Source organism: Serratia sp. (in: enterobacteria), from assembly GCF_046715635.1.
Classification (GTDB): Bacteria; Pseudomonadota; Gammaproteobacteria; order Enterobacterales; family Enterobacteriaceae; genus Chania.
Genome location: NZ_JBKJYW010000446.1, coordinates 1 through 14,725, shown reverse-complemented (window position 1 = coordinate 14,725; position 14,725 = coordinate 1). Strand labels below are relative to the sequence as shown.

The window sequence follows — 14,725 nt, the reverse complement described above, 5'->3', positions numbered from 1 at the left end:
AACCAGAAGCCGGAATACCGTGGCAAAACCCTGTACGACGTGCTGTTCGTCAATGGTGAAGTGAACAAGTACAAGCTGGAAGAGATCCCGGCCGACCAGTTGAACGACGAGTCGCGCGAGTTCGGTTTCTACATCCAGAAAGGGCTGTTTGAAGAGTATGCCGGGTTCGGCCGTGGCCATGGTCACGATCTGGCCGCCTTTGATATGTACCATAAGGCGCGCGGTTTACGCTGGCCAGTGGTAGATGGCAAGGAAACCCTATGGCGTTACCGTGAAGGGACCGATCCTTATGTGAAAGCCGGTGAAAGCGTGCGCTTCTATGGCAAGCCAGACGGCAAAGCGGTGATCTTCGCACTGCCGTTCGAACCTGCAGCGGAAAGCCCGGATCAGGAATACGATCTGTGGTTGTCCACTGGCCGCGTGCTGGAACATTGGCACACCGGTTCGATGACGCGTCGGGTGCCTGAGTTGCACAGAGCCTTCCCTGAGGCGGTGCTGTTTATCCATCCGCTGGACGCCAAGAACCGCAATCTGCGCCGTGGCGACAAGGTGAAGGTGCTGTCACGCCGTGGCGAGGTAATCAGTATCGTCGAAACCCGTGGCCGTAACCGAGTGCCGCAAGGTCTGGTGTATATGCCGTTCTTTGATGCCGCACAGTTGGTCAACAACCTGACGCTGGACGCCACCGATCCGCTGTCGAAAGAGACCGACTACAAGAAGTGTGCGGTAAAACTGGAGAAGGTTTAAGGCCAACGGAATGAGCCAGCAACGAGATAAAACACCGGCCCGGCGGCGCTTCCTACGGGATGCTGCTCGCAGCGTGGCTGGGTTGGCAGGGATAGGCGTACTGCTGGGGCTGCAACAAAAGCAGTCTCAGGCACGTGATGGCCTGACCTTGCGGCCGCCGGGAGCACTGGCCGAGGGAGCGTTTGATAGCGCCTGCATTCGCTGTGGTCAGTGTGTGCAAGCCTGCCCGTATCAGACGCTGAAACTGGCGACGCTGTTGTCGCCGAGAGCGGCGGGAACGCCGTACTTTGTGGCGCGGGATATCCCTTGCGAGATGTGTGAAGACATCCCGTGCGTGGTGGCCTGCCCGAGCGGTGCGCTAGATCCGAACCTGACGGATATCGATCAGGCGCGGATGGGGCTGGCGGTGTTGTTGGATCATGAAAACTGTCTGAACTGGCAGGGCCTGCGTTGCGATGTGTGTTACCGCGTTTGTCCGCAGATCGACAAGGCCATCACCTTGGAGCTGCAACACAACCAACGTACCGGCAAGCACGCCATGTTTCTGCCGACGGTACACAGCCAGGATTGTACCGGCTGTGGCAAGTGTGAGCAGGCTTGCGTGCTGGAGCAGGCGGCGATCAAGGTTTTACCGATGGAACTGGCGCGTGGCCAATTGGGTGAACACTATCGCTGGGGCTGGCAGGAAAAGCAGCGTGCAGGGCATTCACTGGTGCCGGAAGGCCTTACATTGCCGGCACGTGGCGTAAAGGGAGGTGAATGATGGCTAATCCAGTCGCTCAAGCCGGGCGTGATGCCCGTCTACGCCATGGCTGGTGGCGCAGCAACCGCTTCCTGATCCTGCGCCGCTGCAGTCAACTGTTGATCTTGTTGATGTTTCTCTCTGGGCCGCTGTGGGGCGTCTGGATCCTGCGTGGCAACTACAGCGCCAGCCTATTGGCGGAGACGGTACCGTTAACCGATCCGTTGATGATGCTGGAAAGCCTGTTGGCCGGGCATTGGCCAGACTGGCTGGTGTGGGTAGGCGCAGTAGTGGTGCTGATCTACGGCCTGATCGGTAATCGGGTGTTTTGCGGCTGGGTTTGCCCGGTCAACCCGGTGACCGATCTGGCGGCCTGGCTGCGGCGCAAGTTAGGTTTGCGTCAATCGGCCAGCCTGCCTCGTTCCCTACGCTACGGCATCTTGCTTGTCGTGCTGGTTGGCAGTGCCGTAAGTGGCACGCTGCTCTGGGAATGGATTAATCCGGTTGCCCTGATGGGGCGCGGGCTGATCCACGGCAATGGGGAAGGCGCTTTAGGTTGGCTGAAGGGGTTGGGTGCCGCATTTGGTGCAGGCATCTGGCTGATTGTGGCGCTGTTCCTGTTCGATCTGCTGGTGGTCGAACACGGCTGGTGTGGCCATCTTTGCCCAATGGGTGCGCTGTATGGCGCCATTGGTAGCCAGGGCATGGTGCAGATCAGCGCGGAGCAGCGTGATAACTGTACCCGCTGCATGGATTGTTTTCATGTTTGCCCAGAGCCCCAGATCCTGCGTGAGCCGTTATTAGTCAAACAAGGCACACCACGGGTTGCCAGCGATGCCTGTATTGCCTGCGGACGTTGTATCGACGTTTGTGCAGAAAACGTATTCGAAATTAAGAGCAAAATTCATTATTCGGGAGCCAAAAAATGACCAGCAATGTCCTGAAAAAGCAGCTTTCCCTGTGGGGCGCGCTGTTAACACTGGTAGTTGCCAGTGCCGCGTTTGCCGCCAGTGATGTCGATCTTAAGCAATCGCCAGAGGTTTCCGGCACGGCTGAAGGGCAGATCAAAATGCCTAAGCAGCAGGAAAAGATGGCGCTAAACTATGTCAACCAGCCGCCGATGATCCCGCACAGCGTCGACGGCTACCAAATTTCCAAAAATACTAACCGCTGCTTGCAGTGCCACGGTGTGGAGCACTATCGCACCACCGGCGCACCGCGTATCAGCCCGACACACTTTATGGACAGCGATGGCAAGGTGCTGGGGGAAGTCGCTCCACGCCGTTATTTCTGTTTGCAATGCCACGTACCACAAACCGATGCGGCACCAATCGTCGGTAATGATTTCAAGCCCATGCAGGGCTTTGGGCACTAAGCGGGGGAGCTATGGCCGAACGTAATACCACAACATCCGAGAAAAAGGCCGGACCGATCCGCCGTCTATGGGGCTGGTTGCGCAGGCCGAGCAGGCTGGCCCTGGGGACTTTGCTGCTGTTGGGCTTTGTCGCCGGGATCGTTTTCTGGGGCGGTTTCAACACCGGTATGGAAGCGGCCAACACCGAAAAATTCTGTATCAGCTGCCACGAGATGCGTGAAAACGTCTACGAAGAGTATATGGAGACGGTGCACTACAACAACCGCAGCGGCGTACGTGCCACTTGCCCGGACTGCCACGTCCCGCATGAGTGGGGGCCGAAGATGGTGCGTAAGCTGAAGGCCAGCAAAGAGCTGTACGCCAAGGTGTTTGGCATTATCGGCACGCCGCAGAAGTTCGAAGAGCATCGTCTGACTATGGCCAGCAACGAATGGGCGCGTATGAAGGCTAATAACTCGCAGGAGTGCCGTAACTGCCACAACTTCGAGTATATGGATTTCACCGCGCAGAAAACCGTGGCGGCCAAGATGCATGACAAGGCGATAACCGAGGGCAAAACCTGTATCGATTGCCATAAAGGGATCGCACATAAACTACCTGACATGCACGGGATCCCTAACGGCTTCTAACTCTGGTGGATATGAACCCCGCAGCGCTGCAAGGCCTGCGGGGTTTTTTGTTGCAAATCCGCCGTGGCTGCGCTTTGCTAGTAGCCCAAGGTTGCAGTGCGTTGGCTAACGGAAGAAGGGCATATGTCGTCAAAAATTGAAAATATCAGCAAGCAGCTGTTGTCGGACAACTGGTACGTATTGAACAAATACACTTTTGATTTAAAACGTAAAAATGGCGGAACCATCGAACAGGTTCGTGAGGTCTATGACCGCGGCAACGGGGCGACCATTTTGCTGTATAACCGCGCCAAGGGCACCGTGGTGCTGACCAATCAGTTCCGTATGCCGACCTACGTCAACGGCAATACCACGGGCATGCTGTTAGAAGCCTGCGCCGGGCTGCTGGATGACGATCAGCCCGAACAGTGCGCCCGCCGTGAAGCGGTAGAGGAAACCGGTTTTCAGGTTTCGAAGGTGCAAAAGATCTTTGAGGCCTACATGTCACCGGGCGGCGTGACGGAAATACTCCATTTCTTTATTGCCGAGTATCAGGATGACGAACGCCAAACCAGCGGTGGTGGCATTGAGGATGAAGATATTGAAGTGGTGGAATTGCCCTTTGGTGAGGCAATTGCGATGATCGCCGATGGCCGCCTCAAGGATGGCAAGACCATTATGCTGTTGCAGTATTTGCAGATCCACCGGGTGATGGAGTAGTTTTCCCTCACCCCAACCCTCTCCCACAGGGAGAGGGAGCTGTTAGCCCCAGCTCTTTTGCAGGTAAATAGATAATCTCAGCAAACTCGAGCGACCCCCAATCCAATGCGTATCGCCGAATTTTCGAGCCACGTAAGGGATTAGGAAGAAGAAAGATAGGGTATTACACAGAGTAATCAACGAACTCGATCGGTCCCCCAGGGAGAGGGAGCAGTTAGCCCTACTCGTTTGAAAATAAAGAAGTCATTTTAGCTAGCTTAATCGCCCTTAGCCAAAGTGAGTCACTACATTTAAAACACACTCGATCGGTCCCCTCTCCCTGTGGGAGAGGGTTAGGGTGAGGGGCAATTGCTTGCCGATCTCACTTATTTATCATCATCTTACAGCTGTGCGATCAGCATATCTTCCAGCTTCTGCTGGTCGATGGCGAACAGGCGAATACCTTCGGCCAATTTTTCAACCGCCATGGCATCCTGATTATGCAACCAGCGGAACTCCGCCTCGGCCAACGGTGCGGGTTGATGGAACCCTTCCACCGATGGGGTCAGTTTACGTTCGATAGGCTGATTGCTCTGCTTCAACTCTTCCAGCAGGTTTGGCGCAATGGTCAAACGGTCACAACCCGCCAACGCCAGGATCTGCTCAACTTTACGGAAGCTGGCGCCCATGATCACGGTCTGATAGCGGTGCTGTTTGTAGTATTCATAAATGGTACGAACGGACTTCACGCCCGGATCCTGGTCAGCATCGTAATCGGTCATCGGCTGTCTGGCTTGATACCAATCGTAGATACGGCCAACGAACGGCGAAATCAGATAGACACCGGCTTCGGCGCAGGCACGGGCCTGAGCAAAGGAGAACAGCAGCGTCAGGTTGGTGTTGATGCCTTCTTTTTCCAGCTCTTCGGCCGCCTTGATCCCTTCCCAGGTGGCTGCCAACTTGATCAGAATGCGGGATTTATCGATCCCCTGGTTTTGATACATGCCGATCAGCTTGCGTGCTTTGGCCACGCACATACCGCGATCGAAGGATAGGCGAGCATCCACCTCGGTGGAGATACGGCCCGGCACGCTTTTTAGAATTTCTACCCCAATATTCACCGCCAATCTGTCACTGGCGTTAATCAGCTGGGTTTCTTTGCTGCCGCCTTGCTGACGGGCGTACTCCAGCGCTTCGGTGATCAGCGACTTATACTGCGGCAGCGCCGCGGCCTTGAGGATCAACGAAGGGTTGGTGGTGGCATCCTGCGGTTCGAACTGGCGAATGGACTCGATATCACCGCTGTCGGCAACTACCACGGTCAACTGTTTGAGTGCGTCTAATTGATTCATTGATAAGCTCCTTGCCCAAAGTCATAACAGTAAATGAGAACGTATTTCATTATGGTTAACACCATGCATCATATGGCTGATGAATGAAATACGCTTTTTCTGATTGTTGCGATGGATAGAAACAATGGGGCAGAAATACCAGATGGGCCCCAAGCCGTGGCCCTCCCTCGGCGCTGGTTCAGCGTTGGCCAACGACCTGTTCGTAATAGCCGATCCTTGCCACCTTGGGTGCCGATCCCCCTCCTTCAAATTCAGAACTCAGCCAGGCTTCGACGATCGATTTTGCCAGTTCCGGGCCTATGACGCGTGCGCCAAGTGTGATGATTTGTGCATCGTTGCTTTTACGTGCGCGCTGTGCCGAATAGGTATCATGGCACTGTGCTGCGCGGATCCCCGGGACCTTGTTGGCCACAATGCTCATGCCAATACCGGTGCCACACAGCAAAATGCCGCGTTGGTGTTTCCCATCCTTAATGCCCTGCGCCACCTGAAAGGCGATATCGGGATAGCCGATGGGGGCCGTATCGCTTCCCGGTGAGTAGTCGGTGACCGGAATATCGCGCTGTTGCAGAAACGCAACGATCACATTCTTCAGTTCAATGGCGGCATCATCGGCGCCAATCGCAATAGGCTGCATATCACATCTCCTGCTGATCAAGGGTAAGGCTGACGATCCCCGGTGGCGCGTCATGGCTATTACCATAACCATGATTTATCAAATGTTCAATTGATGTTCATTTGTTTTTATTTTTGTTAGGGGGGTTATGGCCACTAAAGGTGATTAACATCACGAATAAGTCGGACTTAAGGCCTTTTTGATGACTTTAAGGGGGCTTATTGAGCAGGATCACAATTTCAAAGGTTGGTGGTGGGCAAACATGTTGAGAGTATGTAGTGTTTATTTGTTCTTTGTGTGTACTTATGATCATAAAAATAAACCCTACCCGAGGATAGAACTATGTGTCAGAACTGCGTAACAGCGGCAAACATGGCCGAAGGCATTCCTGAAACCATGAAAGCGGTGGTGGCCTATGCCCCGCAGGATTACCGCCTGGAGCAGGTAGCGGTACCGAAAATTGGCCCGCAAGAGATCCTGGTGAAAGTTGAAGCCTGCGGTATCTGCGCCGGTGATGTTAAAGCGTTTGAAGGGGCCGCCAGCTTTTGGGGGGATGAAAAACAACCGGCTTACATCAAAGCGCCGATGATCCCTGGCCACGAGTTTATCGGCCACGTGGTGGGCTATGGTGAAGGCGTTGAGGGATTTAAGTTAGGCGATCGGGTGATCTCTGAACAGATTGTCCCCTGCTGGCAATGCCGCTTTTGTAACCGTGGTCAGTATTGGATGTGTGAAAAACACGATCTGTATGGCTTCCAGAAAAACGTTAATGGCGGCATGGCGGAATATATGAAGTTCACCAAAGAGGCCATCAACTATCACGTCCCTGCGGATATGCCGATCGAGGACGCCATTCTGATCGAACCCTATGCCTGTTCTTTCCATGCGGTACAGCGCGCCAACATCAAACTGGGTGACGTGGTGGTGCTGGCCGGGGCCGGAACACTGGGGTTAGGGATGATCGGGGCGATTAAAAAATCTGGCCCATCGAAGCTGGTGGTGCTCGATCTGTCAGACGATCGCCTGGCGTTGGCGAAAGAATTTGGCGCCGACGTTGTGCTGAACCCACTGCGCGATGATGTGATGGCGATCGTTAAAGACATGACCGAAGGCTACGGCTGCGATATCTACATTGAAGCCACCGGCGCGCAGCAATCTGTCGAACAGGGACTGATGCTGATCCGCAAATTGGGCACCTTTGTCGAGTTCTCGGTGTTTAAAGATCCGGTGACCGTCGATTGGAGCATTATCAGCGATCGTAAGGAACTGGACGTGCTGGGATCGCACCTGGGCCCTTATTGTTATCCGTTGGTGATTGAAGGCATACGCAATGGCGATCTGCCCACCAAAGGTGTCGTCACCCAAACGTTGCCGCTTGAGCAGTTTGCTGAAGGTTTCGCCATGATGAAACGGGGCATCGGCTCAATCAAAGTGGTGCTCAACCCAAATCTGTAATGCCTGCAACATTCTTCGGGTGCGGGCTAGCCTGCACCTCCACAATTCAATGTGCTGGGGTGTTTTATGCTGAATGGACTGATTCATCGCATTGGTCTGTCACCAAAATTAATGCTCGGTTATGCCGGTGTGTTGGTCTTTATGATGGGGGAAGGGCTGGAACAAGGCTGGCTCTCACCTTATTTGATCGGCAAAGGTTTAACCATTCAGGAATCCGCGCTGCTGTTTAGCGTTTACGGTTTTGCTGCGGCAATCGCCGCCTGGTTTTCCGGCGTCTTGGCGGAAATCTTTACCGCTCGCCGCGTCATGCTGGCTGGATTGTTGCTGTTCTTGCTGGGTTCGGTGTGTTTTCTGGTGTGGGGATTACCCAGTAATAACCTGTCGGTGATGATACCGACCTATGCGCTACGTGGGTTGGGCTATCCCCTGTTTGCCTATGGTTTTCTGGTGTGGGTCGCTTATGAGGCTCCGCCGGAAAGGCTGGGTTCCGCCGTCGGGATTTTCTGGTTTGTCTACAGCGGTGGGTTGAGCGTACTGGGCGTGCTCTACTCCAGCATCATGCTGCCGTACCTGGGGGAAATTCACACCTTATGGAGTGCATTAATCTTTGTGGTACTCGGGGCGATGATCGCACTGATGCTTAACCGCACCCCTGGCCATAGCGACGTGGGGGACAAGCAAAAAGCCTCTCTCAGCTATGTGCTAAAGGGGATCACCATTGCGTTTGAGAACCCGAAAATCGGCCTGGGTGGCATTGTCCGCACCATCAATACCTCTGCGGCGTATGGTTTCGTGGTGTTTATGCCGATGTACATGATGGATATCGGGTTTAGCCGCACCGACTGGTTACAGATGTATGCGGCACTGTGGACGGTGAACATTATCTTCAACCTGATCTTTGGGGTAATCAGCGATGGTTTGGGCTGGCGTAACGTCGTCATGTGGTTCGGCTGCGTCGGCTGCGCTATCACTACGCTGATGTTCTATTACGTGCCTTATTTCCTCGGCCCCAATTTTTTGCTCACCGTTGTGGCCGCCGGATTATTCGGTGCTTGCCTGGCTGCTTTCGTGCCTCTTTCGGCCATTATGCCAACGTTGGCCCCGGAGAATAAAGGTGCCGCCATGTCGATCCTGAATCTCGGCGCGGGGTTGAGCACCTTCGTGGGCCCAGCAGTAGTAGGGCTGTTTATTGGCAGCTTGGGGAGCAGTGGGGTGATTTGGATTTTCACCGGCCTGTATTTGTTCAGCGGCGTCTTGATGAAATATGTCACCTTGCCTAAAGCCGTGCCTGCCGTCGTGGAAGAAAACCATCACAGCTTGGCGTAACTAACCGTTTGAGGGAGTTTTCTATGATTACTGGTCAAAGCAAGGGAGCCTTGCAAGGGAAAGTGGCGTTGATAACCGGAGGCGCGGCGGGAATAGGTCTGGCTATTGCCAAATGCTATCTGCAAAACGGTGCGCAGGTCGTGCTGTTGGATCGCGCTGCACAGGTGGTGCAGATTGCCCAGCAGTTGGATCAGCAACAGGCGTTGGGCATCGTGATGGATGTCACCGAAAAAGCCTCGGTAGAACGGGCTGTTGTACAAGCCAATGCCCATTTTGGGCGGCTGGATGTGCTGGTCAATAGCGCCGGGATCGTCGCGCTGTATCCGGCGGAAGAACTGCCCGAAGACGCTTGGGATAACACCATGGCGGTGAACCTGAAAGGGGTGTTCCTTACCAGCCAGGCCGTGGGCCACTATTTTATTCGTCAGGGCAGTGGCAGCATTATCAACCTGGCCTCGCAGGCCGGCGTGGTCGCCTTGCCTAATCATCTGGCTTACTGCGCCAGCAAGGCCGGCGTGATTGGTTTGACCCAGGTTCTGGCATTGGAATGGGGGCCGCACAACGTGCGGGTAAACGCCATTTCGCCCACGGTGGTGCTGACCGAGTTGGGGCGCAAAGCATGGTCTGGCGAGGTTGCGGAACAAATAAAGCAGAAAATTCCCCTGAGGCGCTTTGCCGAACCCGAGGATATTGCCGCCAGCGCGCTGTTCTTGGCGAGCGATGCGGCCAGCATGATCACCGGCAGCAATCTGGTGGTTGACGGCGGTTACACCATTCAATAACTCGATACTCAGGCAAAAGAGAGACCATGATGAACAGAATCATTAACGATCCCGATCACGTCGTGGAAGATGCCATTCAGGGCTATCTGAAGGCGCATCCGGAATATTTCACCGCGACCGATAACGCACGAGTGCTCAAATACCCTGCTGCACCGATCAAAGGCAAGGTGGGCATTGTTACCGGTGGGGGCTCGGGGCATGAGCCCGCGTTTCTGGGTTATGTTGGCAAGAACATGCTCGATGCCGTGGCCATCGGTGAGATTTTCTCTTCGCCAACGGCGGGGGCATTTCTGGATGCGTTCAAGGCCGCGGACAGCGGAGCGGGGGTCGCCTGCCTGTATGGTAACTATGCTGGCGATAATATGAACGTCAAAATGGCGATGAAGAAGGCCAGCGCCGCCGGTATCACGGTAAAAACCGTGGTGGCAAATGATGATGTTGCCTCTGCGCCCGCTAGTGAAATTGAAAAGCGCCGTGGCGTCGCCGGTGAAATTCTAATGTGGAAAATCGGGGCCGCTGCAGCAGCGCTGGGTTACGATCTCGACGGGGTGATCGCTGCTGCGCAAAAGGCCATTGGCCATTGCCGCTCGATCGGCGTCGGGCTCAGCTCTTGCACTATCCCGGCGGTAGGTAAGCCCAACTTCCATATTGCCGATGGCCAAATGGAGATTGGGATTGGTCATCATGGCGAGCCTGGGATTGAGGTATCACCGATCCAGTCGGCGTCCGCAATGGCGGGAACCATGCTCGACTTTGTGCTCAACGATATGCCGTTGAACAAGGGGCAGGAAGTCGCCTTGTTGATTTCTGGCCTGGGGGCCACGCCGGTGATGGAGCTCTACATCTATTATGCCGAGATTGAAAAACGGCTGACGGAGCGTGGCATCAAGGTTCATCGTCGCTACGTGGGTAACTATTTTACTTCACTGGAAATGATGGGGGTGACGCTAACCTTGATGAAGCTCGACGATCAATTGAAAACGTTGCTCGATATGCCCGCTCATTCATTGGGCCTAACCCAGGTGGAGTGAATCATGACCTCACAAATTTCGACGCAGTATGGCAATGATATCGTCACGGCGCTGATTGGCGTGATTGTCAGCAATCGCGAGTATCTCAGTGAAATAGATGGTGCGATTGGCGACGGCGATCACGGCATTAATATGTCAAAAGGCTTCACCTTATGTGGTGAGGCCATCAAGGGCCAAGATCTGACGCTGGCACAGGCTTTCGACGCGGTGGCGGACGCGCTGATGGAAGGGATTGGTGGCTCAATGGGGCCGCTGTATGGCAGCCTGTTCATGGGCATGGCCGACAGCGTGCGCGATAAAACGGCGTTGGATAAACAGGCTTTTCTGGCCATGCTGCGCAATGGGCTAACTGAACTGCAGGATATCAGCGGTGCTGGTGTAGGCGACAAGTGCCTGATGGATACGCTGATCCCGGCGATAGCAGGGTTTGAGCAGGCGGTTCAGCGCGGCGATAGCTTCAGTGAGTCGCTGGAGCAGTTGCAACGGGCTGCCGTTGCCGGGCGTGATTCAACCCGCGATCTGGTTGCCAGGATTGGCCGTGCGAGCCGGTTGGGGGAACGTTCGCGCGGCGTGCTGGATGCCGGTGCGGTATCCTGTTGTCTGCTTTTATGCCAACTGGCTGATGCGGTAGAACAACGCTTGAATACCGTTGCCGCCTGAACAGGTTATACTAGCGGGCAATGCGATAAGCTGGGTTCGGCATGCTGAACCCATCTTCTATTGAAAAAGATCAATCTGCCGTGGGGAAACGTGTAACGGATGGAAAAAAAAACAGGATCCCAGGATAACGAACTGCTGACTGAAATTGCCGTGGCTTATTATCAGGACGAAATCACTCAGGAGGAGATTGCAAAAAAGTTCGGTATTTCGCGGATTAAGGTCGGGCGTTTACTCAAGCGGGCCAAAGAAGAAGGCATTGTTGAGATCACCGTCCGCTATCATCCGGTATTCAGTACCCGGCTGGAGCAACAAATGCTGGAGCGTTTCTCCCTCAGCCGTGCATTAATCGCGCTGGATCATCAGGATGAAGAAGAACAGCGGCGTCAGGTAGCAGCATTGGTTTCCGGTTATCTGGCCATGTCCCTGAAAGACGATATGGTGCTGGCGGTTGGCCAAGGGCGTAACGTGGCCGCGATTGCCGACCATGTGGGCAGCGTGGCACCAAAAAGCTGTAAATTTATCTGTGGCATTGGGGGAACGCATCGCCCTGGTGACGCCATCAATGCTGACCACATCAGCCGCCGTCTGGCGAAGAAGTTTGGTGGTAGCAGCGAGACGCTGTATGCCCCGGCGTATGTGGAAAACCGGGCGCTGAAAGAGGCGTTTATGCAAAACGGCACCATCAAGGAAACCCTGGATCGGGCGCGCAAGGCCGATGTGGCTCTGGTGGGCATCGGTGATATGAACGAAAACAGCTATATGGTAAAACTTGGCTGGTTTACTCCCCACGAGATCATTGATGCCAGTCTGAATCAGGGCGTGATCGGTGATATCGCCGGTTATGACTTTTTCAATGCGCAGGGGATGCATGTCGATACGGTGATGAACGATCGCGTCATTGGTCTGAGTATTGATGAACTGCGGAAGATCCCTTGTGTGATCGCCATTGCTTCAGAGAATACCAAAGCGTTAGCTATTCTGGGAGCGTTGCGTACCGGGGCGATAGATATTATCGCGACCAGCGCCCTCAACATCCGCACCATTCTTAATATGTCACAGTAATCGCTGTGGTAAAAAGGGTTTAACTGCATCAGGTTGAACCCTTTGCCATTTCCCCCTCCAACTCACATTCACCTGCGAACCTTCGTGGTAAACGGCTGACGCAGGCATAATAAAACTGCTGCTTTTCTGTTCGCTTAACTTCCTTTTAACTTTTATTTACAAGTTTCGCCCAAGGTTATGGCACGCTTCAAAGTTTGTGACGATTCTCTCACTATACTAGTTCAGCGATAAAGCCTTACCTCAACATAAAAGAAGAAAGCAAAGGAACCCATAATGGACGAACAGCTCAAACAGAGTGCCCTTGATTTCCATCAGTTTCCGGTCCCAGGGAAAATCCAGGTATCGCCAACCAAACCGCTAGCGACGCAGCGCGATCTGGCCTTGGCCTACTCGCCGGGCGTGGCAGCACCCTGTCTGGAAATTGCCGCCGATCCGCTGGCCGCTTATAAATATACCGCCAAGGGTAACCTGGTGGCGGTGATCTCCAACGGCACCGCGGTGCTGGGGTTGGGGAATATCGGTGCGCTGGCCGGTAAGCCGGTCATGGAAGGTAAAGGGGTTCTGTTTAAGAAGTTTTCCGGTATTGACGTGTTCGATATCGAAGTCGATGAACTCGATCCTGACAAGCTGATTGACGTGATCGCCGCGCTGGAACCGACCTTCGGCGGCATTAACCTGGAAGATATCAAAGCGCCCGAGTGCTTCTATATTGAGAAGAAACTGCGTGAGCGCATGAAGATCCCGGTGTTCCATGACGATCAGCACGGCACGGCGATTATTACTACCGCTGCGGTGCTCAACGGCCTGCGGGTGGTGAAGAAAAACATCTCCGACGTACGCCTGGTGGTATCGGGAGCCGGTGCGGCCTCGATTGCCTGTTTGAACCTGCTGGTCGCGTTGGGTCTGAGCAAGCAGAACATCACCGTTTGCGACTCCAAAGGCGTGATCTATCAGGGCCGCGACGCCAAGATGGAAGAAACCAAGGCGGCATATGCTATTGCGGATAACGGCCAGCGTACGCTGGGGGATGCCATTCCCAATGCCGATATTTTCCTGGGTTGCTCCGGCCCCGGCGTGCTGACGCAGGATATGGTGAAAACCATGGCCAGAGATCCGTTGATTATGGCGCTGGCTAACCCGGAACCGGAAATTCTGCCGCCGTTGGCGAAAGCGGTGCGCCCAGATGCGATCATCTGTACCGGCCGTTCTGATTATCCCAACCAGGTAAACAACGTACTGTGCTTCCCGTTCATCTTCCGTGGCGCGCTGGATGTGGGGGCCACCACCATCAACGAAGAGATGAAGCTGGCCTGCGTGCACGCCATTGCCGATCTGGCGCTGGCAGAGCAGAGCGACGTGGTGGCTTCAGCGTATGGCGATCAGGATCTCTCCTTTGGCCCGGAATACATCATTCCCAAACCGTTCGACCCACGCCTGATTGTTAAAATCGCCCCGGCGGTAGCTAAGGCAGCCATGGATTCCGGCGTGGCGATGCGCCCGATCGAAGACTTTGATGCCTACGTGGAGAAGCTGACCGAGTTCGTCTACAAAACCAACCTGTTTATGAAGCCGATCTTCTCCCAGGCGAAGAAAGAAGTGAAACGCGTGGTAATGGCCGAAGGTGAAGAGGAGCGCGTCCTGCATGCCACCCAAGAGCTGGTATCGCAGGGGCTGGCTTACCCAATCCTGGTGGGCCGCCCAAGCGTAATTGAAATGCGCCTGAAAAAACTCGGCCTGCAGTTGACGCCGGGCAAAGATTTTGAAGTGGTCAATAACGAGTCCGATCCGCGTTTCAATGAATACTGGGGTGAGTATTACCAGATCATGAAGCGCCGTGGCGTCTCCCAGGAGCAGGCTCGCCGTGCGGTGATCGGTAACCCAACGCTGATTGCTGCCATCATGCTGCACCGTGGGGAGGCCGACGCCACGATCTGTGGCACCATCGGTAGCTACCATGAGCATTATGACGTGGTGGAAAAAGTGTTCGGATTCCGTGAAGGGGTACATGTGGCAGGGGCGATGAACGCCTTGCTGCTGCCGAGCGGCAACACCTTTATCGCCGATACCTATGTCAACGATGACCCAACGCCGGAACAACTGGCGGAAATCACCCTGATGGCGGCAGACACGGTACGACGCTTCGGGATTGAACCGAAGGTGGCGCTGTTGTCCCACTCCAGCTTTGGTTCTTCTAACTGCCCGTCGGCGAGCAAAATGCGTAAAACGTTGGAGCTGGTCAATCAGATGGCACCGGAGTTAGAGATTGACGG

At 54.6% G+C, this 14,725-nt stretch carries 15 protein-coding genes; 13 read left to right on the top strand and 2 right to left on the bottom strand.

Going from position 1 to position 14,725, the window contains the following annotated elements; genetic code table 11:
- From ACLQ7H_RS23290 to nudK, 6 genes are all read left to right on the top strand, one after another.
- Positions 1-747: molybdopterin dinucleotide binding domain-containing protein (locus tag ACLQ7H_RS23290; RefSeq protein ID WP_411754710.1), on the top strand; the 747-nt coding region annotated here is incomplete at its 5' end.
- Between the two features lie 10 nt (positions 748-757).
- Positions 758-1,510 carry a ferredoxin-type protein NapG gene (gene napG, locus ACLQ7H_RS23285; RefSeq protein ID WP_411754709.1) on the top strand — a complete coding sequence of 251 codons (753 nt, stop codon included), beginning with the start codon at positions 758-760 and terminating at the stop codon, positions 1,508-1,510.
- On the top strand, positions 1,510-2,418 hold the full coding sequence (gene napH, locus ACLQ7H_RS23280) for a quinol dehydrogenase ferredoxin subunit NapH (protein ID WP_411754712.1): 909 nt from the start codon (positions 1,510-1,512) through the stop codon (positions 2,416-2,418). Before napG ends, napH begins: the two co-directional genes overlap by 1 nt.
- Positions 2,415-2,864, top strand: coding sequence for a nitrate reductase cytochrome c-type subunit (napB, locus tag ACLQ7H_RS23275; protein WP_025120801.1), 450 nt, complete (start codon positions 2,415-2,417; stop codon positions 2,862-2,864). The genes napH and napB overlap by 4 nt, the downstream gene beginning before the upstream one ends.
- Positions 2,865-2,875: 11 nt before the next feature.
- Positions 2,876-3,493, top strand: a complete 618-nt coding sequence (napC, locus tag ACLQ7H_RS23270; RefSeq protein WP_411754708.1) for a cytochrome c-type protein NapC — start codon at positions 2,876-2,878, stop codon at positions 3,491-3,493.
- A gap of 123 nt (positions 3,494-3,616) precedes the next feature.
- On the top strand, positions 3,617-4,192 hold the full coding sequence (gene nudK, locus ACLQ7H_RS23265) for a GDP-mannose pyrophosphatase NudK (protein WP_411754707.1): 576 nt from the start codon (positions 3,617-3,619) through the stop codon (positions 4,190-4,192).
- Positions 4,193-4,572: 380 nt separating this feature from the next.
- Here the strand turns inward: nudK and tal are convergent, their stop codons facing one another.
- Positions 4,573-5,523: a transaldolase gene (tal, locus tag ACLQ7H_RS23260; RefSeq protein WP_411754706.1), complete on the bottom strand. Its 951-nt coding sequence runs from the start codon at positions 5,521-5,523 to the stop codon at positions 4,573-4,575.
- A 178-nt stretch (positions 5,524-5,701) separates the two neighbouring features.
- Positions 5,702-6,160, bottom strand: a complete 459-nt coding sequence (gene rpiB, locus ACLQ7H_RS23255; protein WP_024484504.1) for a ribose 5-phosphate isomerase B — start codon at positions 6,158-6,160, stop codon at positions 5,702-5,704.
- 321 nt (positions 6,161-6,481) lie between these two features.
- Between rpiB and ACLQ7H_RS23250 the strand changes: the two genes are divergently transcribed.
- The 7 genes from ACLQ7H_RS23250 to ACLQ7H_RS23220 all read left to right on the top strand — a co-directional run.
- A complete protein-coding gene (locus ACLQ7H_RS23250) occupies positions 6,482-7,594 on the top strand; it encodes an MDR/zinc-dependent alcohol dehydrogenase-like family protein (protein WP_411754705.1) in 1,113 nt (370 codons plus the stop codon).
- Between the two features lie 66 nt (positions 7,595-7,660).
- Positions 7,661-8,920, top strand: a complete 1,260-nt coding sequence (locus ACLQ7H_RS23245; protein ID WP_411754704.1) for an MFS transporter — start codon at positions 7,661-7,663, stop codon at positions 8,918-8,920.
- 23 nt (positions 8,921-8,943) lie between these two features.
- Entirely contained in the window at positions 8,944-9,702 is a 759-nt protein-coding gene (locus ACLQ7H_RS23240; RefSeq protein ID WP_411754703.1) for an SDR family oxidoreductase, read from the top strand.
- A gap of 29 nt (positions 9,703-9,731) precedes the next feature.
- Positions 9,732-10,733: a dihydroxyacetone kinase subunit DhaK gene (locus tag ACLQ7H_RS23235; protein ID WP_411754711.1), complete on the top strand. Its 1,002-nt coding sequence runs from the start codon at positions 9,732-9,734 to the stop codon at positions 10,731-10,733.
- A 3-nt stretch (positions 10,734-10,736) separates the two neighbouring features.
- On the top strand, positions 10,737-11,393 hold the full coding sequence (dhaL, locus tag ACLQ7H_RS23230) for a dihydroxyacetone kinase subunit DhaL (protein WP_411754702.1): 657 nt from the start codon (positions 10,737-10,739) through the stop codon (positions 11,391-11,393).
- A 99-nt stretch (positions 11,394-11,492) separates the two neighbouring features.
- Entirely contained in the window at positions 11,493-12,455 is a 963-nt protein-coding gene (locus ACLQ7H_RS23225; protein WP_411754701.1) for a sugar-binding transcriptional regulator, read from the top strand.
- A 273-nt stretch (positions 12,456-12,728) separates the two neighbouring features.
- Positions 12,729-14,725 (top strand): NADP-dependent malic enzyme (locus ACLQ7H_RS23220; protein ID WP_411754700.1); only part of this gene is annotated, 1,997 nt, incomplete at its 3' end.